Source organism: Nafulsella turpanensis ZLM-10 (assembly GCF_000346615.1).
GTDB lineage: Bacteria > Bacteroidota > Bacteroidia > Cytophagales > Cyclobacteriaceae > Nafulsella > Nafulsella turpanensis.
Genome location: NZ_ANNU01000002.1, coordinates 1 through 21141 on the forward strand (window position 1 = coordinate 1; position 21141 = coordinate 21141).

A 21141-nucleotide genomic window follows, 5' to 3' on the forward strand; every position below is an offset into this window, starting at 1 on the left:
TCCTGCCCTGCATCGCTTAAAAAAGTTGCTCCTTATCTGCTAAACAATTACTTTCAAGAAGTAGTGCAACAAGCACCACATTCTTCGCCAGTTCATCCATTTGATCCAGTGAATATTCTATCACCGGAGGAGTGGGAGTTCCAAAGAATTCCATAGAACACTTCTCATGAAAATCCTGAGCCCCGTCAACAGCTTCATAGCAGTATAAACACTTACGCTTCATCTTCTTTCGTTATGGGCTCTACACTAACAGCCCCTATACAATTCCGGCAACAGGCCAGCAACAACCCCATCCGATCGTTCGGGTTAATCTTCCAGTTTTCGGAAGCAATATTCAGCAGCCACCCTTCCGGAATCAGGCCATCAAAAAACGGGAATAAACGTTTATCGGTATAGGGCTTATCTGTTACCGGCATGGTGAAGGTGATAAAATCATCAGGATGCTTCTGCACATATTGCGGATCATACTGAAATACATAGTCCCCCTCGTTTGTCTCTGTAATCGTTCCGGCTAAATGCTCCTTATAATATACTCTTCCACGTCTCATTCACTCAATTCTTTGCTGTTTACCGGAGCCAGTTCGTGGCCAAACATACGGAGGACAAGGTTTACTTTATCCAGGTTCAGGTTTGTTTTGCCCTGCTCAATTTTTCGTATTACCGTGAGTGCTACCCCGGCACGGTCAGCAAACTCCTCCTGGGTAAGCTTAACCTCCTTTCTTCGCTCTTTAACAAAATCCGCCAGTCGCTTCATTATATGCTTTTAAATATAAAAATAAACCAAATGTGCTAGACTACATGCTTTTAGATATAATTTAACCCAAACATACGATATTATATGTAATAAGATATAACTTATAGACTAATCCCCTTTTTATATGCTTGTACATATAAACAGTAAAACGGCAAGGTCCCATTTGAACTACTGAATGGCACACAATATTAAACTAAAGTGTGTCCCACAAAATTTAGCTGTTGGCTGCTTTTAATAGAATATTCGTTTCTTCTATGACTGAACTACCTGCGTCAAAAACGGCAGTCCCTTCTAGAACTGGTACTGCAAGCCCAAATTCGAGCGTAAAGGTGAAAAGTCTGTATCCTTAGAAATCTGAAGGGAGTAGTGAGACACGAATCCTTTACCAAGACGGTAAGAGATTATTGCCCCAAGCTGATGCCCGGTATTTTCCTGGTATTTATAGAAAGAGGAGGGAAAGGTGCTGTATTCAGGGTTAATTGAGAAGCCCTTTTTTGTATAAATAAAGCCCCCACCTATATAATAACAGTTAGCAAAGGAATACATCCGGATTTTTCCTTTCCATAGATCGGAGTTCCATGCAATGCCATATTTAATATTATATACGGTATGCCGGGTCCAGTGAAGAAATGTCTTGAAAAAGTAGTTTTTAGAAGGATCAAGTAAGTAGTCCGGTGTATCCTCCCAAACAGAAGGATCCCAATAAATAAAATCCTGCTCTATCACATTGTGCTGATAACTGGCCCAACCTTCTAAATTTTTATATTTTAGATTTAAGGTTGCCACCCAGCCAAAATAATCTTCAGGATCTCTTAAATATTCCCTATTATAAAAGTATATGCCATTGGGATTGCGGTCAATACTGTTTCCGTAAATGAGGTTAAGCCTTGGGGCTGCTGCTAAATTTATCTCAAGGTCCCGTACGTATTGTCTGATTGAAGAACAGGATTACCTCATGGCCTGCTGTTGCCTGATCCAGAATTGCACCATAGCCATGATAGAGATGTACCCAATAATACTTCTGGTGGAAATACCCGTTAACTAAAAGACCTGCCTCCAAGTTTGACAGAAAGCTGCTCTTCCCAAAAAAGGGTTTAGTCCTTAAACCTAACTGCACCACATTTCCATCAAACCCTTTGTAATCATTCAGCCGGTGGTTAATACCTATAACACCCTTTGAACTATCGCTTAACACCGGTAGTACATCACTAAACAGGGGAAGTGAGTACGGAAAATTCGGAACCTGGCCCTTTGCCAGATTATGCGTACAAAGCAGTAGTAAAAGCAGGAACGCTTGCCGAAGGAGGTTGAGGATCATCTGAAGAAAGTTTATAAACCTACATAAAGAAATGAAACATATCCCAGGCATGCTACCTAAATGTAATGTAGCTATGACTATTGCATCGTTTCGAAAAGTATGTAATTGTAAATCTGGCTTGCCGGTTAGACCTGCCAGGCCTCAGGACAGTCAGCACCGCTTTAATATTAAGCACTTTCTGCAAAAGAGCTGTTTTTTTCCATCTGACTCAAATATTTGTGATTCATTCCCAGCAAAAACAGCCTCTTTCTAATTTAGACCTCCCCACTTTTGCCTGTGCTCCCTCCCCTGCCTGACCACTCCTTCAGCCTTTCCGTCTTAGTAGCCTCTTCAGGCCTGAAGCAGCTTCTGATAGCCAGAACAGTGAGGATCTAAAAAAGAAAAATACTTTATTTAACATCAAATTATCGGCAATTATTTTATATTAGTGCCAGTAATTTGATTACATCAAAGTAACCTTTCTGTTATCGAAAATAAGCTTCATATACCCGAGCTAAAGAAAACTTTCAAAGGAGAGAATTCTTTTACTACCTCTGAAATTTCCCACTTTTACGAAAGCTTCGACCCTGAAATCCCAAAAAGCACTATCAATTGGAGAGTCCACCACTTAGTTAATAAAGGGGTAATCCAACGAATTGGCAGAGGCCTGTTTAAAATAGGCAAAGAAGTGGAATTTGTTCCAGCGGCAGGCAGGAGAGAAATCAGAATATATAATCAGCTCAAGCGGGAATTGCCTTTCCTGGATTCCTGTGTTTGGAATTTTGATGCAATTAAAGAATTCACCCAACACATACCCAGCGTTAAGTTAACCATTGTTGAGGTTGAAAGACATTCAACAGAATCGGTGTTTTACCTGCTCAGAGAAACGCATAAGCAGGTATTTTATAAATCTCAAAGAGATTTGCGAAATGGCTATTTCCACAACCTGGAAAATGCCATTTTAATCCGCCCCCTGGTAACAGAAGCTCCGCTACAGGAAACAGATAAGCTGACAACAATCACTATTGAAAAAATGCTGGTAGATATATTCAGCGATGAGGACTTTGATTTTCTCCGGGGCTTCGAAATGACTCACATTTTTAAAAATGCCTTTCAGGCTTATACAATAAACCAAAGTAAAATGCTCCGGTATGCTTTCAGGAAGAATAAAAAGGAAGAACTGCTCACTTTTCTTAAAACCTATAATTTGGCAGTGATTTAGCATTACTGCCGGTAATTTGATTTATGATTTCAAAGAATTCTCTGGATCCAGCATGGCTAAGCCAGGTATCCTTAAAGAACAGAAAAGCCGACAAAATATTAGTAGAAAAAGTAATCCGGGCGCTGCTCCTGTTGGAAGGCCTTGCAGAAGCAAGAGTGTCTTTTATATTTAAGGGAGGAACAGCGCTTATGTTAATGCTGGAAAGCACAAAAAGGCTCTCTATTGATATTGACATCATTATGCCGGAAAAGCAAGACCTGGAACCTGTCTTTGAAGAAATAGTCCGTGCAAAAAGATTCAATCGTTTTGAGCTACAGGAGAGAATACAAAACTCAGACATAGAAAAAGCGCATTATAAGTTTTTTTATTATCCCAGCCACAGAACTGCACAGGCCGAAGAATATATACTGTTAGATATACTGCTGGAAAAGCCTGCTTACCAGAAAACTATCACAATTCCCATAGACTCTCCCTTTTTACAACAAGAGGGAGAAGCTGAAATGGTTACAGTCCCTTCTTTTGAAGATATTTTAGCAGATAAGTTAACCGCCTTTGCTCCAAACACAACAGGCATCCCTTACCAGAAGAAAGGCCAAAGCATGGCGATGGAAATCATTAAGCAGTTGTATGATGTTGGCTGCCTGTTTAATCATGCAAAGGATGGAACTGTTATTTGTAAAACATTCGGGCTTTCGCAACAACCGAGCTCAGTTACAGGGAAATGAAAGGTACACCTGCCGATGTTTTAAAAGACATTTATGATACCGCCCTGGCTATCTGTACCCGTGGGAAAAGTGGAAAGGGTGACTATCCCGCTCTAACCAGGGGAATTGTCCAAATCAAAAGCTTCATATTTTCAGAAAACTACCATCCGGACAGAGCCATTGTCTGTGCTTCTAAAGTAGCCTATTTAGCAAAGCTAATTGAAGCAGAATCAGTAACCGTAGAAATTTACAGCAATCCCGCAGACATGAAGGACTGGGTCATTGAGCAGCCTTTTGACTCAAAATTCAATAAACTAAAAAAATCCAACCCGGAGGCGTTCTTTTACTGGTATAAGATTTACAAAATGACCTTGTAGTTTTTTTGTGTGAAGTAGTCAGGACATCATCTGTTATTAATTTGAAGGGTCTTCTTCCTTGCCCGTATTTTGGATTTGTATGAAACATAAAGCAGATCCACTACCTGCATTTGCACTTAATAATTGTTTGAAAGGCTATAGGAGGCTTCTTTTTTTCGCAGGACTGTTCCAACTTATTGGTTTAAGCATGTGTATATAAGGACAGACCGCTCCGGCAATTGAAGAAAACCCAACGAATATGAAGTCCCTGATAATTACGATGACCCTGGCGGTAACCCTGTGCGCCTGCTCAAATGAATCAAATGATAAAGACATGGAGGCAATACAACCGGAAAAGACATCTGATGCCGGCCAATATCCTCAGAAATGGGAGCTGATAAAAATGACAGGGAACATGGCCAATTCTGAAACCAGCGGGGAACAGATGGCCTGGCAGGAAAGGTATATATTGAACGGAGATAAAACCTTCCGGAAGGTACGGGAACAAAACGGTGAAGGGAAGGAAGCCTCCGGCACCTATGCTTTTATAAGCTTATCCGATGGCAAATACCTGGAGCTTACCTATACTACAGAAAACGAACTCATTGGTAATTGTACAGGGGAACCAAAAGAACTACTAAGGCTACAGGATGAAGATAAGTTAACAAGCACCTGGCAGGCCTGCGACGGACCAGGGCTGGTGTATGAAAGAGTAAAGTAGGAGCCGGCCAACCTATTGGCCATTAAAAGATAATGGGCGTTACCCCTTCTCCTGCTTTTATAGGCTGTTCTCAGCCCGAAAGGCCACCTGCCAATACTTTAAAATTCATCCTGTTTTCCTATCCTGGCTTCAGGCTTTCCCCGCTTGTAATTCCCTCCTGCCCCCTTTCTCAGCCTTTCCGTCTTAGTAGCCTCTTCAGGTCTGAAGCTGCTCCTGTCCAGGGCGGCCTGAGGCCGTTTACAAACCCTTGACAGGCGCTGCTGAAGGCTCCTCTTTGCGAAGAAGCGGAAAGATGGCTCTTAACAACCTTCACAGGAATTCGGAAATTCACCTGAAGGGCACAGGCTGTTCCTTTGCTTTCGGAAAACTGTGCGAGAAACAATATAAAAAAAGCCCTCCATGTGTTGGGGGCTTTTTTTATGTCACCAAACAAACCTGCTTTAGTACTTCATCCATCTGCCATGCCAGAACTCATTATAATAGCCTCCTGAGCCTGAGGAAGCTGCTACATCATAATTATTACAGCTAAAACAACGGAGTCTTCTGGGTTTCACGGATTGACCTCCATAGGGTTGTCCATTATAGGTTAAGGATGCTCCCCAGTTTACACCGGCATGCAGGTGGGGTGCCCAGTCTGCGTTGGCATAATACTCCCCCGTATCTCCACCCCAGCCAATGACATCCCAGTAAGCATCTATCCACTGCCCGGAACTAACGTTTATACCGGATAAGTGCGCCGTCAGACTCCTGTACTTACCATTCCGCACCACCACATAGCGCCCGAGACTGGCGAAGCCATCTGTTCCCCAGGCGGCCCACTCCACATATCCGGAAAAAGCAGCATACGCATTTTCCCAGTAATAAATAGGCCAGTCATTGGTGTAATACTGATTCAGGCGGTCGGTATAGCAGAGACCTACGTGGTAGTTTTCGCCCCACCAGCTACCGTAGTTTCCGCTCATGGCACTCCAGCCCGGCTTATTTCTCATGCTGTACCAGGAGCCGCTGTAAAAGGTGTTGGTTCCATCCCACTGCAATTGCCAGTAAAGAGTAGAAGGTGCGGTAAAACCACAGGAGTTTTGCCTTGCTAATTCAGGCTTCTCCCTCACCTCATAAGGGCCTACCCGAAGCTCTCCCGCTTCTACAGCTCTCATTGCTAAGGCCTTGCGCTCTGCCACTGCAATTTCATTGCGAACTTTAACCTCTGCCGGTGGCGTTTTAAAAAGAGCTTCAGCAGCCGGTCTTAATTCCAGGGAAGCTACAGAACGGGCGGGTGTTTCCAGCCTGATATTCTCCAGTATAATATCCGCTCTTTCGTCCAAACCTGCGGTCTCCGACCAAAAGCCTAACTCATATATATTTTTACCACTTGCTGTGAATACTACTGAATATGGCTTAGTGCCAGGCAGTCCGGCAATAACAACCCCTTTATGGCCATTTCCTAAAAGGATTTCCTTTTTTGTCGGATTGAAATCCCTGTACTGCTGCATTTTTTCATTTACCAGCGCTTCCAGTTGATTGAGTTCTGCCTTATAATGCATCGAAACATGAGCTATTGGGTCTTCTGGATGTCCGCTCTCAGCCACCTCCTGTTCCGTGTTGATAGCATACAGGAAAAACCCGTATTTTTTCTCAAAAAGCACCGGATCAGGTTTCACATGCCAATCAGATGGAATAGAAAGAGAAACGCCTGTTACATCATCACTGACTAGTTGGCTAAACTGCTCATCTTCTACCGCAGGCTGGACCGGGTTGAGTTCATCTGGCTTGTCACAGGACGTCAGTACAGACGCTCCTATTAGTAGCATGATTAAAAGATTACTAACTCTTTTCATAATTGATTTGGGTTAAAGTTGGAAAAAAATAAAGTGGAAATATTTATAAAAACCTGCTCCCTGCTTAAGCTGAAGAGCTTCTTTTTTATGCGTTTAATCATTCCTACTAACCAAAGGAAGCAGATACCTCAGCTAATGCCTGCCACTTCTGTTGAACATATTGTGGTCTTGTCTCCTTCATCCGAACCCTTTCCTTTTCAGCACTATCTATGAGGTAATTCTTCCCTCTGTTTCCTCCTGTCGCTTAAAAATAAATAACCTTCCTGCTAGGGTATGATAAACTTTAAGGTTCGCACCTCTTTCCAACCCTTCCCTGTCTGTTGGTGCATCAGAAACTACTTCAGCTGCATTGGCAGGAAAACCGACTAATTAATAAAAATACCCTCATTTGATAGGGGTATGCTGGGTCGGTATTAAAGCTCCCGCTCTTTTGCATTAATTCTTTACCTATGACAGGTCCTTTGTGTCGCAGCAATAAAACGATAATGAAGAAACCACTTTGACACCCCAAGCCTTCATGAAAAACAGGAAAATGCCAACTACATTTTGCCTTCCTTTATAAGGTAGAGAAAAAACAGCAGCATCAAAAGATTTTTCTAGCCAACAGCCTGAAAAATGGGGTGAATAGAAAAATGAGGTCCTCCAGATGTTTCCCCAGAAATGCAGTCGGCCGCTCCCTTTATCACTCCCCTCTCTCTAAGGTTTAGCCCTACTCAGATAAGAATTCTTAAATTCAAATCCCTTCTCTCTGAAATTCACCCAAGCCACCAGGGGGATGGAACAGTCAGCACCTTTGTCAAAATAGGCAGTGGACAGAAGAATACAAAGACTGAGACCGGTCTTTTTCCTGTTTCTTAACAAACAGCCCCGCATCTCCCTCTAGTATGCTGATATGCTGAATGGAAAAAGAAACTGAAGCTTGGAATTTAAAAACCAGAGTAGCTACAGGCTTGCTTCCAATGTAAATTCGGATCCCTCCCATGGCCGGAAAGCCGGCAATCCTGGTACTGCTTTATACTTTTATTTCCCTTGAAAATCAGCCGGTCTGGTCCGGGTGGAAATAGCAGGATCAAAAGAATAGAAGCCCTTTTATGGTTGCATTTCATCATCGGCCCCTTAGCCTACCTAAAGGAAAAAAAACTGCTCTCCCCACTTCACCTCTGGCCGCTGGCTTGGGACTTGCCGGCCTACTATTCATTCCTTATGGAGCGCTAAGCCTCCTCCATAAGTAAATGTTCTGCCGGAAATGTTCTCCTGCAATTGGCTGTACAGCCATTTCAAACCGGCAGGTTGTAAAGGGCCGTAGTAGGATATCGCTAATTCAACCGTGTTCCCCTTCTTAGAAAAGCCCGTTTTCATTGGGGGAATCTTTTACAATAGGCTGACCCAAGTCCCATAATTCCACAATTTTATCCGCCCTGAAACGAAAAATATGAACCACCGCTATTTCCATCTCTTCCTTGGTGACAAGCGAATGGGTGATCACCGTATCCCCATCTGCATAAGTATACTTGATGTCAATGGATTTATTAGGACTGGTTTGATGGTCTTCCTCCATGGCTTCGGCCAGGGCCTGTCGGCTCCCCTTGAAGTACTGGTTGTGGTGCAGGAAATCCTGTGCAATAAAATTAGCAAATGCTTCCTGCACCTTGCCTCCACCTGCTAATTGCAGAAAAGAGGTGGCGATTTCTTTTTTAGTCATTAGTTAATCAATTAGTTCCTGAAATGATTAAACCAGTGTTATAGTGCCCTCCAATACCAGCTGCTACTGTCATGAACCTATTAACTTGACACCCTCCCAAAAGGCCATGGCGGTTCTTCATCCTGCCGGCATGGAAGTAATGGCATCTCTTCCTCCTGCAGGAGCAGCCCTTTCGCTTTCGCAGGTCAGCCATCCCCTTACATTTTGGAGATTCCATTAGGAAAATTTCAAAACCGGATGACAAACACCTGCTATCCATGCCATTTGAATTTTCCGGATAGATATTAAAAGTTAGTGCCCTTTATGGCAAGTTGAAGGTAAATCCAATTCCTTTAAAGATGATAACTCCTCCTATTTTTTATTTTTTTTTGTAACGAAAGCCAGGTTCGGAAGTCTTCCTTTTTAAATGGTACTAGTACAGAATGAAAGAGAAAGCTTCAGCCTTCCCAGCAAAAGGGCTCCGGTGGCGGGCCAGGACTCCACCCCATTCATCAGAAAATGTGGTGGAAAAATGCTTTTTATAGGGGATTACCCACTGAAAGCAGCTGTTGCACAGGCTACCGGACTGAACAAAGTATCTGGCACCTGCCCCTTCCTGCACTACCATACAGAACTATCAGGATTTCCTGATTTAAAGACCCAAAATCCTTTTGCACAATCCAAATTCATTTCCATGAAAAAGATTTACTTAATTTTATTCCTTTCTGTTCTCCTTTCTGTCAGCCAAACTGCCCTTGCTCAGGATACAGGGCTTCTTAGCGGGAAGATAAAGGATGAAACAGGAGCTCCCATTGGCTTTAGTACCATAGCAGTCGTACAGGCGAGGGATACTGCCATTGTTACAGGAACGGTATCGGATGAACAAGGCCGGTTTACTATCAAAGCACCGGCACCAGGGACTTACTTTCTACGTGTTCACGCCCTTGGCTTTGCCGCTCTTGAAACACCCGTCTTTGAAATCAGCAGTACCCCCTTCCATCAAAACTTTGGCGACATCATTTTGACAGAAGGGGTGGTACAATTAGAGGAAGTGAGCGTGGAGGCCCTGAGACCTACCATTCGGCAGGAAGCCGATCGCATGGTCGTGGATATAGAAGGTACCGCCATGGCGGCAGGCAACACTGCCTTTGCGGTCCTTTCCAAGGTCCCGGGAATTTTCATCGATCAGGATGGTAATATCCAGCTCAATGGCAGGAGTGGTGTGGCCGTAATGATTAACGAAAAACTTACCTACCTTTCAGCACGGGACCTGCGCAATTTGCTGGAGGGCATGTCCGCTGAAAACATTAAAAATATCGAAGTCATTAGCAATCCTTCCGCCAAATATGATGCGGAGGGCACTTCCGGTATTTTGAACATCAACCTGAAAAGGGATATATCGCAGGGGATGAGCGGTAGCGTCTATACCGGCTATAACTATAACTTTAAGCAGCATGGCTATTCCACAGGCGGGAATATTCACTTCAAAAAGGGCCGGTGGAATTCTTTCCTGAGCCTGGATGCTGCGCGCAGAGTGGGAGGACGGGAGGCTACTTTTACCAGAATATTTTATGGCACTGACCAAACGACTTATTTTGATCAGGTGGCCACAGGAAACTATATCAGCACCGGACCTCCCTCTGTGCGGCTTGGAACAGACTTTGATCTGAATGCCCGCCACAGCATTGGTTTTATGGCCAATTATACCACGAATAATTTTGAGTCGGAATTCCTTACGGACACCTACATCGGCAATGCCCCTGACAGTCCTTCGCTACAGATTGATGCAGACAATTTCAGGAGGCAAACCTATACCAATTACACCACCAATCTTCATTATGTAGCAAAATTAGACACTGTTGGTACCGTAATTTCAACCGACCTGGACTATGTAAAAATCATAAACAGTGGAGAGGCCGACTTCTATAACTATTTTACTGACCTTTCCAGTGGTGTGGAAACACAGGATTTCCTGTACACGAATTTCCCCAGCGGATTTGATATTTATTCGGCAAAAATAGATTTTTCCCTCCCCTTCTCAGGGGAAAGAAAACTGGAGCTGGGCACGAAAGCCAGCCGGGTGATTTCAGATAATGATTCCCGCTTCTATTTCAACAATGGAGAGCGGCCGTTATTGGATCTTAGCCGTACCAATCACTTTATTTACACGGAAAGCATTTACGCTGGCTATGTCAACTGGAATAGCAAGCTTGGAGAACATCTTAGCCTGCAGGCAGGGCTTCGGGCTGAGCAAACAAATTCAGAAGGAAACTCTCTGACGACCGGGGAGGTCACCCCCCGCCGCTATTTCAACCTTTTCCCCAGCGTATTTGTACAGCATAAGGTAAATGAAAGCTATGGGATAAACTACAGCTATAGCCGCAGGCTCATTCGTCCCAACTATGGGGCTCTGAACCCATTCAGAGCTTACAGGGACCCTTATACCTGGTACCAGGGAAATCCCTATCTGCGCCCGCAGTATACCAATTCATTCAGGATAACCCAAACCTATAAGGAGGTATATAGTCTCTCTTTAAGCTACGAGCATAATACTGATGTAATGGGAGAAATACCGATACTGGATGTAGCGAATGCCACGACCATTTATACAACCGGCAACCTGGATACTGAGAAGGCTGTTGGTCTTACCGGGAGAGCTCCGCTGCTGATTGCAAAATGGTGGGATAGCCAAAACACCCTGGTGCTTTCCTACAGCAGATTCAGTACGACTTCCAATAACGGCCCTCTGGTGAATGAGCAGCTATTCTCTATGTTGCAATCGAACCACACCCTTCAGCTGCCCCTGGAGGTGCGCATGGAGTTGAATTTGTTGCTCAGAGGTCCGGCAGCTGCCGCCTTGTACCATATTGCGCCCATGCACCGGGTGGACATTGGTTTCAGAAGAAGCTTTTTTGACAAAAAGATAGAGCTGAGTCTGAATGGCAATGATTTGTTCAAAGGTTTCCGTTATTACTGGACGACAGACATCAATGGTAACGTCAATGAATTCGACCAGTATTTCCGGATTCGCAGTATCAATGTCTTGCTCCGCTATAATTTCAGCAAAGGAGAGGAAGTGGAAAAGCGCCGGAACAGGCAGCTGGAAGAGCTTCAGCGGGCCAACTAGGAAAAGTTCTCTTCTGATACAGGACTTCTTTAGCAAAAGTGGCGGGAGCGGAATCCCTGACTTTTCCTGAAAGAGCCGTGACCGCCACTTACCTGCCGCTAGCTGTCAAAAGTAGTTTTTCTATCATCCGTGTGGAAGGAATTTTGATGGTCTGTAGCTGCAGGAATAACCCTCAATGGGAAGGGCTATCCTTCCTCCAGGAAGAGCCTGTTTTCTCACCCAATGCTCATGAAGAATTGTTTTAGTTTTAACTATGGCCACGAAGGGACTTTTTATTGCTGAATATTTCATTACCGGAAAGTTTCAACACTATAGGGCTCAGTAGGAGCTCGGGTACAAGGGCCGGAAGGAACAGAAATAAAAAAAACGCATTTCCCGGAAAAGCACAGGCCCACCAGATGACAAATGAGCTGCTGATGGTCAAAGTTCTCGTTAGTATCACCACCGCCAGACTTTTGGCCATGTTTTTTTTATTCCTGTACAGGATCCATCCCTGCCATCCTGCTCCCGTGAGAAAGGTGAGGGAGCCTAGGAATAAAAGAAAGGCTAGCAGCTCCATCAGTGGTACCGGCTCCTGTTCCATAACTTTATCTGATTGTGGATGCCTGCAAAAGACAAACCCCTCCCCTTCAAAATGAAATGAGCTACTTGGAAAGGAAAGAAACGTATCTTAAGGAAAGATTATCAAAAGCTGATTTTGATCCGCTGTTATCATCATAGATATTTCTTAGCCTTCCGGAGTACATGACTTCAACATACCCATGCATTGCTCCTTCTTTATTTTTAAAAGACAGACCGATCGCGGCATTCAGCGGAATGCTTAGCCTTTTTCCCACCTTTCCCTGGCTCACATTATTTCTGAATCCCTCGGGATTGTTTAATGGTTTATCTGAATTAATCACTGATTCTCCCAAAATAAAATCCAGAGAAGGCCCGCCTTTAATCAAAAAATTAAGCTTTTCTCCACCGTCGAAAAAAGCAGAATAAAATACCGGAACTTTTACTGTGTTGACATAAATCTTTACATCCGTTGTTTCATAGTTTATTCCGGTATAATAATTATAATTGTCTCCCACCCGAAAATAGTGCAGTCCGGTCGAAAAACCATGGATACCCTCCACTGGTCTGTAGAAACTAAATCCTAAGCTAGGGAAAAATAAACTCCTGGCATCATTATAGTCAGGACCAAAGCTCTTATCCTTACTTTCACTTACTCCAAAAGCGATAGAAGCCCTCCACTGATGACTATTCTGGGCATATAAATGGCTTGAGGTAAAAAAGAAGAGGAGTATTAGGAGGTATTTCATCATTCAATGATATTAATTGAGTATGGAGCGGCAAAATACAGCGGGATTACCTGTAAAAAAAAGTAACTCAGGTACAAAAGGCACATGAAAAGGCCCAGCGGTGACAAAGTATCCCCTGCCCCTTTCCCGGCAGAATTGGACGAGGAGAAGAGGGCAAAACCAAAGCGTCCGGAAAATGTAATTCCCGGACCTTCAGTTACGCGATTCCTTACTTACTTCTCAAAAGCCTTTGTGAATAGCTCCTATTTTGATTTTTGATTTAAAGCTTCCTATTTTGAAACCATTAGTTTATGCATTATTACTTCTCCTTTGTAATATGCTTGAACAGAGTAAATGCCGTCTTTAAGCAGGCGAGTATTAACGGTGATTCTTTTACTTTTTATATTCTTCTTTTCGAATATTAACCTTTGATTTTTATCATAAATTTTAATTTCCCAAGGTTCTAAATCACCGTTTGTGGTATTTTCTTCATCCACAATTGAAATGGTGGTTTCCGCAGAAGATGGATTGGGGCTGACGGATAATGACCCTAAGCCGCCTCCGGAACCACATTTTTTATATTCAACCACAAGTTTGGTCCAGCTATTGGCTGGTCCACATTCATTAACAGCACGTATCCAAAGCACATATTGCCCTGCTGAAGGAAATTCGTTAATAGTACCCTCAGTGCTCATGATGGAAAACTCACTTAAAAGATGTGTTTCATCAAGGTTTGTAAGCTTAACATCAAAAGAATTATAGCTGTATGCATAATAAAATGAGAAACTGTTTCCAAAGACGTTCGTGCACCAGTACCCTTGCTCTTCAATGCCATTCGATATTTTAATAGTATTAGCTTCAATAAGAGGTACACCTACCAGGACCTCCTTAGTAATGGGAGGAGTACTTCCACAATCACCGGAAATAATGGCAGTAATAGTTCCCTGCCCATAGGAAGAAGAGTTGCTCGCATAAGTAGTAAAACTGTTACCTGTTTCTGAATCATGACCAAAAAGGCTTGTGGGAGAAGCACTCCATGTTACAGTGTATCCTTTAGGTAAATTATCTATGGTAAATGATGTATTATTACTGATGCAGACATTATTAGGTCCGGATATAGGCCCTATCCCTTTACTCCAGTACTCACCTGAATACCTGACCATAAAGCCATCGGTGCTGTTTGCAGTTAGTGATGTGCTATTTGCGCATGTATTAAAGTCTGTACTTCCATTAAAGTAGCCTGCCAGGATAAACTCGTTATTGTCTACAGCTTTTATAGATGTACTAGTGGGTGGAACAGCGAAACGAGCATTGCTTATGGGTATAGTAGCTCCCCAATTCGCCAGGCCGGTAAGATTAGTCTTGGCCAGTAAGATATCTCCGCCTGGGTTAACAGGATTTAAGGTTACACCATTACCTAAATCAATGGAAGTATTAGAAGAAGAGGAAGCCGAAAAGTAAAGACTGCTACCATCTGTAGTAATCGCTGTGACTGCGCCGCTACCTCCATAGCGTTTTTCATACACCAAACTAAAACTGGAGTTTAGTCGGGCGAGATAGAGTCCGCCATTGACACGGCCACCATAAAATATCTGGTCATTTGCAGGGGCAATAATGGATAATCCCTCATCATTGGTGCCTCCGCCAGTTATCTGAGAGGCGCTGATATAGTCTATGTTTGCACTATACTTTGCTACCAACATCCGTCCGTCAGCAGGATCAAAAGACGTACCTGGGCCGTTTGGATTCAGGTTAATGGAGGAGCCGGCCAGATAACCCGTTACATAAACATTGCCAGCAGGGTCTATTGCCAGGTCCTTTATATCTGAAGAAGCTCCAAAGCTTTCAGCACCAGCCACAACACCATCAAGTGTATAGCTGGCTATGAATGGTTGGCCATTTACGTCATTCAAATATAAAAAACCCAATGGGTCTGGATCAAAGTCTACATTATTTCCAGAATTGAAAAACCTTCCGCCGATATAAATACGATTTTGTGCAGGAGAAAAGGCAATGGCATTAAAAAAGCTACCACCTGTTTGTATCGTTTTTACCCATTGAAAGCCACCGGACGAGGTGTACTTAGCAATAAAATGCATATTAGGATTGTTAGGTGTTGTACCGCCTGTGCCTCCTGGATTAAAGTTCTTTTGATAGTTGTAGTCGCCACAAATGTATACGTTATTATTAGCATCTAATGCTATCGACCTTCCGACATCTTTTGCAGTAGATGTACCAGTATCGGTAATGACTTTTCCCCAGATAAAGCCGCCACTACTGTTGTATTTGGCTAACAAAATATCACTATCAGCGGCTGTATAAGTTATCCCCCCGAGCGTAATTGTTCCGGCAAATGCGCCTACTGCATATATGTTTCCACTGGCATCAGTAGTCATGTCGTAGATGTAGTCTGACTCGCTTCCTGTAACCTGTCGTGCCCATTGAAAGGACTGTGAGAATGCATGCACAGCCAATAAAATGGCCAGGGCAGTAATAAAGGCTACTTTTTTCATTCGTAAATGGTTGAGGGTTAAATTAAATATTGAGTTTTCATTTATCTGAATTAAAATAACCTGCAATTCAACCCCTCAACCATTTTTCTATCTAAGCACCTGCACCCATCCTTTCAGGGAGCCCTCCTTCCCGCTCACCCCCTCATAGCGCAAGTGCCAATAGTAAACTCCTGAAGGATGGCCTTCACCACCCCACCACCTATCTGCTGTGTTATCTGTATAAAAAATTTGCTTACCTAAGCGATTATAAACGTGCAGGCTGAACATCTCTATGTTCCTGAAAACCTTAGGCTCAAAACGTTCGTTTAAGTCATCCCCATTAGGTGTGATAACATTAGGCATCACCACTTCCGCATCAGGCACATAAAAGTAAGACTGGATGAAACTGGGAAGGCCATATGTGCTGATGCCTGGAGCAATGGATAATCTGGTGGTGGTGAACTCCGGATGGTCAGCTGGTAGGTTAGGGCGCTCGAGGACCAACAGCTCATTTCTACCTGCCTCTACAGCATACACTTTGTTATCTACAGCCAACTGAAGGCTTCCACCCAGATAAACAGTGTCTATGGCAGTAATTCTTCCACTGGAAATTTCATATTGATGGATGTTTTGTCCGCTAAATGCAGGTGTCCCAGCCTCTCCTATGTAGAGATACTTTTCGTTTGGAGAAAACTCTACTCCATAAGGATTTACATTGAAGCTGGTGTCAATTTTTACCTGAAAAGCATGATTATAGGAAACATCTCCGGTTTGGTTAGAGAAATTAAACAGTTCGACTCTACGAATTTCATGGATAGTAAGGGCAATGGATTTACCACTTGGAGCAGCTTTCATCTGCCCCAACGTATTAGCATTGCTTCCTCCCCATTCATGTACTGTACCTGCCCTGCTTATAATTGGAGTTTCATGTAAACCCTCTTCTGTTATCAGATATACGTAAAACTCATCAGATTTCCACTTATGGGTAATTACCCACACATCTTTACCATTGGCATGGTGCACAGCCGTAAGCTTTTCAGTTGTAGGGGTATAAAGCTGGATGTTCTTGGTAGTTACGTCTCCAAATCCACCCGCTGCATTCATATCTACGATGCTGTAATTTAGCCCTTTCGACTGAGCTTGCGCGTCTGTGGTAAAGATGTAGAAGTAGCGCTCTGAGCCAGGCTGTGGCACGATAAGAGCTGCCTGTGTAGAGGAGTGGTCGCCATAAAGGCCTGCGCCGTTTGGCATGAGCTGGTGTTGGCGGTTCCAGACGGTATCCCCATCTGTATAAAAGAGCAGCTTCCCGGCCTCATCGCTTATCACCGAGCATCCTTCCATAGTATACAGAGCACCATCGGAAAGTACAGTAGGTTTACCAGTTATATCAACTGAACTAAAGTCCAGACCGGCATTCCATCCAAAGTACCAGATGTTCGCCTGGTTTTGGGCTGTTACGCTTAGGCTACAGAAACAGAGTAGCACTCCCAGAAAAACAGCAGTTTTTTTCATATAGTAGTACTAAGGATAATGAGATACCTGCAAATTTGCATCCCTTCTTTAAGCTACCCCTGCTTCAATTTACCCTTCTTACTGCAAATGTCAATAGATACTTTTGCAGTAAAATATTACGATTAAGGTAGTCGTTGAAACTAAATGCTTACATAGGCAAAACTAAAAGAATCCTGTAGAAGGAAAGCCTTAAGCTTATCATCCAAGGTGATAAAATATCAAGTAAGGGTAAAATTTGAAAAGCGGTAATGTTTGGCCACGAGGGAACAGCTTGTGAAGTAATGCTCTCAATGCCTTGCCTTATGCTATGATTTTAAGGTATGCAAAAATTGTAATTAAATCAATGGCAACCAAAAATCTTCTGCTTATCAATACAAGAAAATGGTAAGCCCCATAAGAACCTGGGTCAAATATATTCTGATGAAGTTGTTAGCACTTTATTCTTACTGGGATAAGAAATGATGTCTGCTAATCTGTTCCGTTTAAGCCAACAATGATAATAGCAGAACCACTGCCAGGCTACTAAAAAGAATAAGCGATTCCCTTGGACAGGAATATCATTAAGAGGAAATGAGGCAGCTCCTGGTCTTATCTCGACATTCAGACCTATTACACCTATATGGCTGGTATGCTTAAGTTCCCTGAAGAAGCCATTGCCAATGACATGGAAGGAAAAGTTTATCTGGAGTTCATCGTCGACAAAGAGAGCGCTGTAACAGATAGCCAGGTCCTCCGCGGCTTCTATGGGTGTAATGAAGAAGCCTTGCGGGGATTAACGGATAGGCCGGGCTGGCTGCCGGGTAAATTCTGGGGCAGAAAAGTAAAAATAAAGGTAGCCCTTCCGGTGAAGCTCAATATTCCATGACTTGAGCCTGAACACAGCCTGCCCGAGCCCCTCTACTTAAAGCAAAACCCTGCTTTTTCGCTTTCTCCCAAGCCTGGCAAAGCTGTTAGCCTTTCCGCCTTAGTAGCCTTTTCAGGCCGGAAGGAGATGCTGCCAGGGGTAGCCAAAGGCTGTTTATAAACCCTTGACAGCCTCGGATGGAGGCTTACCTTTGCTAAGAAGCGGGGAGGATTAAGCGATGAACTATCTATCATTTAAGGTTCCAAAGAAATGTTGCTGAGACAACATCTACCGTTCCCAAAACAAAAAAGCTGGCAAAGTTCTGCCAGCTTTTTAATACAGTGTCTTTTTTATTCCTGAAGAGAAAGTTCCCAGAAGTCTCCGAAACGCAAAGAACCATCTCCGCAGCCCAGATACCCTTTATCCCCAATGACAAACCCATGAGCATCTGAACGGGAATTGCCACCAAAATCCTCCAGCCGCGTCCAGGTATCCGTTACCGGGTCATATTCCCATAAATCCTTCATGGTATACCCACTGGCATTTCCCGTACATACATAGCCCTTTTGTCCTATGGAAAAGGAAACGGCTGATGACCTGTTCTCCAGAGTGGTGCTGTAAGAAATTACAGCAGCTGGCAAATCGGCCTTTTGGGTCCAGGTATCTGTGGCCGGATCATATTCATAAAGATCTTTATGTCTTGTGCCACTGCCATTGCCCATGCCTATATAGCCTTTATTGCCGATACTGAAAGCAACAGCGTCTGCTCTTTCACCGCCGGGGAAGTCTGCCAGTCTCTTCCAGCTGTCCGTGGCAGGATTATATTCCCAGAAATCATTATACCTACTATGCCAGGATGCCCCGGTGCCTACATAAGCTTTTTCTCCTATGGTAAAACTCACAGCATGGCTTCTCGAATCTCCCGCGAAATCAGCCTTTCTGGTCCAGTTATCTGAAGCCGGGTCATACGCATAAAAGGCAGAAGTACTTGAGCCACCTACTGTTCCCAGGCCTACATACCCTAAGTTCCCCACCGAAAATCCAACGCCAGACTGAATGCCATAGCCGGCAAAGGCAGATAGCTTTTTCCACTGGTCGGTAGCTGGATCATACTCCCAGAAATCTGTTTGGTGGGCACTTTCCGTTCCTACTCCTGTTCCAAGATATCCTTTGCTGCCAATGGAAAAAGCAATACCTTCTACCCGAATTTCTCCTCCAAAGTCAGCGACTCTCCTCCAGGGACTTAACACCACTGTAAAATCATCTAAAGAAAGGGCTTTTTGCTCCTGAACCTTCACCGCTACCTTTCCGCTTGTAGCACCATCCGGAACGATAGCTGTAATTTCAAAAGAATCGGCCTCCACGATTTCCGCCTGTGTGCCATTGAATTCCACAATATTTTCAGAGATATTGTTACTGAAGCGGGCTCCTTTGATAACAACCTCTGTTCCGGCACTCCCTTCCTGAGGAGAAAACTCCAAGATAACTGGCATGGAATCCAATGGAATTGGCTCCTCCCCCTCTCCACAGGATACCAGGTGAAGCAGGAAAAGGAAACTTGCCAAATAATAAGTAAGGGTTTTCATCATATTCATTTCAAACTTGGTTGATAGTACTATCCATTACACCTCATACAGCACCTGTTCCTTTCTTCCCCAGATGAGCAGTTTACTTCCAGTCTTCTCACGAAAAATGAGAAAAGAAACAGCAAGTGCAGGTACATAAATTTCAGATCCCTGATTTCCGGTAAATACCTCACAGGAATCAAAGGGGATGAAATATAAAATGAATTAATTTATGAAGAACAAATATGTAATAATTGCCTCGATTTTAATTTTAATGAACCCGGAGAGCCAGCAAGTTCAGGAGGAGAACCCTAGGAAGCCACCGGCTTTGGACTGAATGGGAAAAGATACATGGGTACCGGATTCCTGTTCTCTAATGAAAAATATTCCGACTGGTGGGAATATGACCCTTCAACAGACAAATGGACCGAAAGCTTTCTACTGTAAATTTTCTTATATTATTTTTTGTTTACAGCCAGTAAACATTATTTTTGTTTAAGGATCATCTAACTTTTTAAGCTCAAAATGGCACAGTTTATTGCATTTGAAGAAAGTGTGGAAGTAAGTAGCCAGTCAATTAGTTCAGTGATAAAAGCCCTGCCGGTTAATCAGGAATTAAAAGGGGCCATCATGAAGACCCTGAGAATAGAAAAGCCTGAGGCAGGACAATGGTTTTCTCAGCAAGCCTGGTTGAATATCTATAAAGAACTGTCCGAAAGCATGGGAGACGAAGTGCTCTTTAGCATTGGCCGGTCCATTCCTGAACATATTGGCTTCCCTCCTCCGGGAACAGGCACCCTACAGAAGGCTTTAGAGTCCATTGACCAGGCTCACCGCCTGAACCATCGCGGTGGGGAAATTGGCTCCTACCGGCTGGTGGAGTTTAATGAACAGGACAAAAGAGCGGTCATGGTTTGCCAGACCCCCTACCCCAGTGAAGTGGACAGAGGCATTATTCATACAATTCTCAAAAAGTTCAGACCCGCTTCCTCTTCCAGCTATTCCGTCCAATTAAATACCGCAAGAGCCAGCAGAACAAACGGCAGTCACAGCTGCACTTTTAACATCTCCTGGTAATATCCGAAATGAGGGTATATGAGGTAAAGACAATCAACTCCTACCACTCTCCTTTATCAGCTCCTTTTCCAGGGCTACGAAGCGATGGTCGTAGCGGAAAGGTTCCCGCTCCCGGATACGGACCCTGGAAAAATCCGGGTGCCGGGCATTCAGCACGACATTATACTCTTCAGGTACTACGGCTGAAGGCACCTTCAGCAGCAGCGTTTCCCCGGCTTCATACCATACAGGACTCATTGGCTGCGTCAGCTGATGGCTGCTCTCCAGCTTCCAGTCCTGCGGCAGCTCTGCCCGGGTAATGGTCGTCACCGGCAGCTTACCCGGCAGTTCCAGCACCATCATGACAAAAGAAGCGCTCAGCACCCCCTGCCCCATCTTGTGGACCATATTTTCCAGGGAGGCCAGGGAGCGGTTAGAGGCGGTATATACTACAAACTGCCCCTCCTCATTCCAGCGGCCGGAAAAACCGGGTGCAAACAGTCGGTCGGCAAACTTCTCGTATACAATGCGGTAGAGCTCCATGCTTAAACGGCATAGCCCTGTGCAATACGCATCAGCTGCTTCTCCACCTCGGCAATACCGGAAACCGAATGCAGCAGCTCCACAGGCCGCTTATGCTCCAGGCCCGGGGAAGGAATCTCCAGCCAGTCCATAAACTCAGCCGTGCT

Annotated in this window: 18 protein-coding genes; 7 read left to right on the forward strand and 11 right to left on the reverse strand. The window is 44.0% G+C overall.

Features of this window, described 5'->3' with window-relative positions; genetic code table 11:
* Positions 1–212: 212 nt before the first annotated feature.
* From F752_RS0100015 to F752_RS0100030, 3 genes are all read right to left on the reverse strand, one after another.
* The gene (locus F752_RS0100015) at positions 213–548 is read right to left on the reverse strand and encodes a HipA N-terminal domain-containing protein (protein ID WP_017729669.1); all 336 of its coding nucleotides are present in this window, start codon (positions 546–548) and stop codon (positions 213–215) included.
* Positions 545–754 (reverse strand): type II toxin-antitoxin system Y4mF family antitoxin, encoded by a 210-nt coding sequence (locus F752_RS0100020; protein WP_017729670.1) that lies wholly within the window; start codon positions 752–754, stop codon positions 545–547. The genes F752_RS0100015 and F752_RS0100020 overlap by 4 nt, the downstream gene beginning before the upstream one ends.
* 910 nt (positions 755–1664) lie before the next feature.
* Positions 1665–2072, reverse strand: a complete 408-nt coding sequence (locus F752_RS0100030) for a hypothetical protein (protein ID WP_017729672.1) — start codon at positions 2070–2072, stop codon at positions 1665–1667.
* Between the two features lie 586 nt (positions 2073–2658).
* Here F752_RS0100030 and F752_RS0100035 point away from each other — a divergent pair.
* From F752_RS0100035 to F752_RS0100045, 4 genes are all read left to right on the forward strand, one after another.
* On the forward strand, positions 2659–3273 hold the full coding sequence (locus F752_RS0100035) for a DUF6577 family protein (RefSeq protein ID WP_316928858.1): 615 nt from the start codon (positions 2659–2661) through the stop codon (positions 3271–3273).
* Positions 3274–3296: 23 nt separating this feature from the next.
* Positions 3297–3998 carry a nucleotidyl transferase AbiEii/AbiGii toxin family protein gene (locus F752_RS23170; RefSeq protein ID WP_201766043.1) on the forward strand — a complete coding sequence of 234 codons (702 nt, stop codon included), beginning with the start codon at positions 3297–3299 and terminating at the stop codon, positions 3996–3998.
* On the forward strand, positions 3995–4354 hold the full coding sequence (locus F752_RS26490; RefSeq protein ID WP_201766044.1) for a hypothetical protein: 360 nt from the start codon (positions 3995–3997) through the stop codon (positions 4352–4354). Before F752_RS23170 ends, F752_RS26490 begins: the two co-directional genes overlap by 4 nt.
* A 238-nt stretch (positions 4355–4592) precedes the next feature.
* Positions 4593–5054 carry a hypothetical protein gene (locus F752_RS0100045; protein WP_026135409.1) on the forward strand — a complete coding sequence of 154 codons (462 nt, stop codon included), beginning with the start codon at positions 4593–4595 and terminating at the stop codon, positions 5052–5054.
* A 440-nt stretch (positions 5055–5494) separates the two neighbouring features.
* Here F752_RS0100045 and F752_RS0100055 read toward each other — a convergent pair whose 3' ends face one another.
* Both F752_RS0100055 and F752_RS0100080 read right to left on the reverse strand, forming a co-directional pair.
* A complete protein-coding gene (locus F752_RS0100055) occupies positions 5495–6889 on the reverse strand; it encodes a M23 family metallopeptidase (RefSeq protein ID WP_081604474.1) in 1395 nt (464 codons plus the stop codon).
* 1339 nt (positions 6890–8228) lie between these two features.
* The gene (locus F752_RS0100080; RefSeq protein WP_017729680.1) at positions 8229–8591 is read right to left on the reverse strand and encodes a nuclear transport factor 2 family protein; all 363 of its coding nucleotides are present in this window, start codon (positions 8589–8591) and stop codon (positions 8229–8231) included.
* Positions 8592–8997: 406 nt separating this feature from the next.
* Between F752_RS0100080 and F752_RS0100085 the strand changes: the two genes are divergently transcribed.
* Positions 8998–11697: a TonB-dependent receptor domain-containing protein gene (locus F752_RS0100085; RefSeq protein ID WP_017729681.1), complete on the forward strand. Its 2700-nt coding sequence runs from the start codon at positions 8998–9000 to the stop codon at positions 11695–11697.
* Positions 11698–12341: 644 nt separating this feature from the next.
* Here the strand turns inward: F752_RS0100085 and F752_RS0100095 are convergent.
* From F752_RS0100095 to F752_RS25065, 3 genes are all read right to left on the reverse strand, one after another.
* Entirely contained in the window at positions 12342–13007 is a 666-nt protein-coding gene (locus F752_RS0100095; protein WP_152424972.1) for a hypothetical protein, read from the reverse strand.
* 266 nt (positions 13008–13273) lie between these two features.
* Entirely contained in the window at positions 13274–15496 is a 2223-nt protein-coding gene (locus F752_RS0100110) for an SBBP repeat-containing protein (protein WP_017729685.1), read from the reverse strand.
* An 87-nt stretch (positions 15497–15583) separates the two neighbouring features.
* Complete coding sequence (locus F752_RS25065; protein ID WP_017729686.1) at positions 15584–16987, reverse strand: T9SS type B sorting domain-containing protein; 1404 nt, start codon at positions 16985–16987, stop codon at positions 15584–15586.
* Positions 16988–17615: 628 nt separating this feature from the next.
* Between F752_RS25065 and F752_RS23190 the strand changes: the two genes are divergently transcribed.
* Positions 17616–17852, forward strand: coding sequence for an energy transducer TonB (locus F752_RS23190; protein WP_160164060.1), 237 nt, complete (start codon positions 17616–17618; stop codon positions 17850–17852).
* A 329-nt stretch (positions 17853–18181) separates the two neighbouring features.
* Here F752_RS23190 and F752_RS23195 read toward each other — a convergent pair whose 3' ends face one another.
* The gene (locus tag F752_RS23195; protein WP_017729689.1) at positions 18182–19426 is read right to left on the reverse strand and encodes a kelch repeat-containing protein; all 1245 of its coding nucleotides are present in this window, start codon (positions 19424–19426) and stop codon (positions 18182–18184) included.
* A gap of 495 nt (positions 19427–19921) precedes the next feature.
* Between F752_RS23195 and F752_RS0100145 the strand changes: the two genes are divergently transcribed.
* Complete coding sequence (locus F752_RS0100145) at positions 19922–20473, forward strand: hypothetical protein (protein WP_017729692.1); 552 nt, start codon at positions 19922–19924, stop codon at positions 20471–20473.
* Positions 20474–20506: 33 nt separating this feature from the next.
* On the opposite strand, the gene F752_RS0100150 is transcribed toward F752_RS0100145, so the two are convergent.
* Both F752_RS0100150 and F752_RS26545 read right to left on the reverse strand, forming a co-directional pair.
* Positions 20507–20995: an RES family NAD+ phosphorylase gene (locus F752_RS0100150; RefSeq protein WP_017729693.1), complete on the reverse strand. Its 489-nt coding sequence runs from the start codon at positions 20993–20995 to the stop codon at positions 20507–20509.
* A gap of 2 nt (positions 20996–20997) precedes the next feature.
* Positions 20998–21126, reverse strand: a complete 129-nt coding sequence (locus F752_RS26545) for an MbcA/ParS/Xre antitoxin family protein (RefSeq protein ID WP_017729694.1) — start codon at positions 21124–21126, stop codon at positions 20998–21000.
* Between the last annotated feature and the right edge of the window lie 15 nt (positions 21127–21141).

Bases quoted from the DNA above. Each gene is read 5' to 3' on its own strand.
- F752_RS0100015 (WP_017729669.1), bottom strand. From the start codon at position 548: ATGAGACGTGGAAGAGTATATTATAAGGAGCATTTAGCCGGAACGATT.
- F752_RS0100020 (WP_017729670.1), bottom strand. From the start codon at position 754: ATGAAGCGACTGGCGGATTTTGTTAAAGAGCGAAGAAAGGAGGTTAAG.
- F752_RS0100030 (WP_017729672.1), bottom strand. From the start codon at position 2,072: ATGATCCTCAACCTCCTTCGGCAAGCGTTCCTGCTTTTACTACTGCTT.
- F752_RS23170 (WP_201766043.1), top strand. From the start codon at position 3,297: ATGATTTCAAAGAATTCTCTGGATCCAGCATGGCTAAGCCAGGTATCC.
- F752_RS26490 (WP_201766044.1), top strand. From the start codon at position 3,995: ATGAAAGGTACACCTGCCGATGTTTTAAAAGACATTTATGATACCGCC.
- F752_RS0100045 (WP_026135409.1), top strand. From the start codon at position 4,593: ATGAAGTCCCTGATAATTACGATGACCCTGGCGGTAACCCTGTGCGCC.
- F752_RS0100055 (WP_081604474.1), bottom strand. From the start codon at position 6,889: ATGAAAAGAGTTAGTAATCTTTTAATCATGCTACTAATAGGAGCGTCT.
- F752_RS0100080 (WP_017729680.1), bottom strand. From the start codon at position 8,591: ATGACTAAAAAAGAAATCGCCACCTCTTTTCTGCAATTAGCAGGTGGA.
- F752_RS0100085 (WP_017729681.1), top strand. From the start codon at position 8,998: ATGGTACTAGTACAGAATGAAAGAGAAAGCTTCAGCCTTCCCAGCAAA.
- F752_RS0100095 (WP_152424972.1), bottom strand. From the start codon at position 13,007: ATGATGAAATACCTCCTAATACTCCTCTTCTTTTTTACCTCAAGCCAT.
- F752_RS0100110 (WP_017729685.1), bottom strand. From the start codon at position 15,496: ATGAAAAAAGTAGCCTTTATTACTGCCCTGGCCATTTTATTGGCTGTG.
- F752_RS25065 (WP_017729686.1), bottom strand. From the start codon at position 16,987: ATGAAAAAAACTGCTGTTTTTCTGGGAGTGCTACTCTGTTTCTGTAGC.
- F752_RS23190 (WP_160164060.1), top strand. From the start codon at position 17,616: ATGCTTAAGTTCCCTGAAGAAGCCATTGCCAATGACATGGAAGGAAAA.
- F752_RS23195 (WP_017729689.1), bottom strand. From the start codon at position 19,426: ATGAATATGATGAAAACCCTTACTTATTATTTGGCAAGTTTCCTTTTC.
- F752_RS0100145 (WP_017729692.1), top strand. From the start codon at position 19,922: ATGGCACAGTTTATTGCATTTGAAGAAAGTGTGGAAGTAAGTAGCCAG.
- F752_RS0100150 (WP_017729693.1), bottom strand. From the start codon at position 20,995: ATGGAGCTCTACCGCATTGTATACGAGAAGTTTGCCGACCGACTGTTT.
- F752_RS26545 (WP_017729694.1), bottom strand. From the start codon at position 21,126: ATGGACTGGCTGGAGATTCCTTCCCCGGGCCTGGAGCATAAGCGGCCT.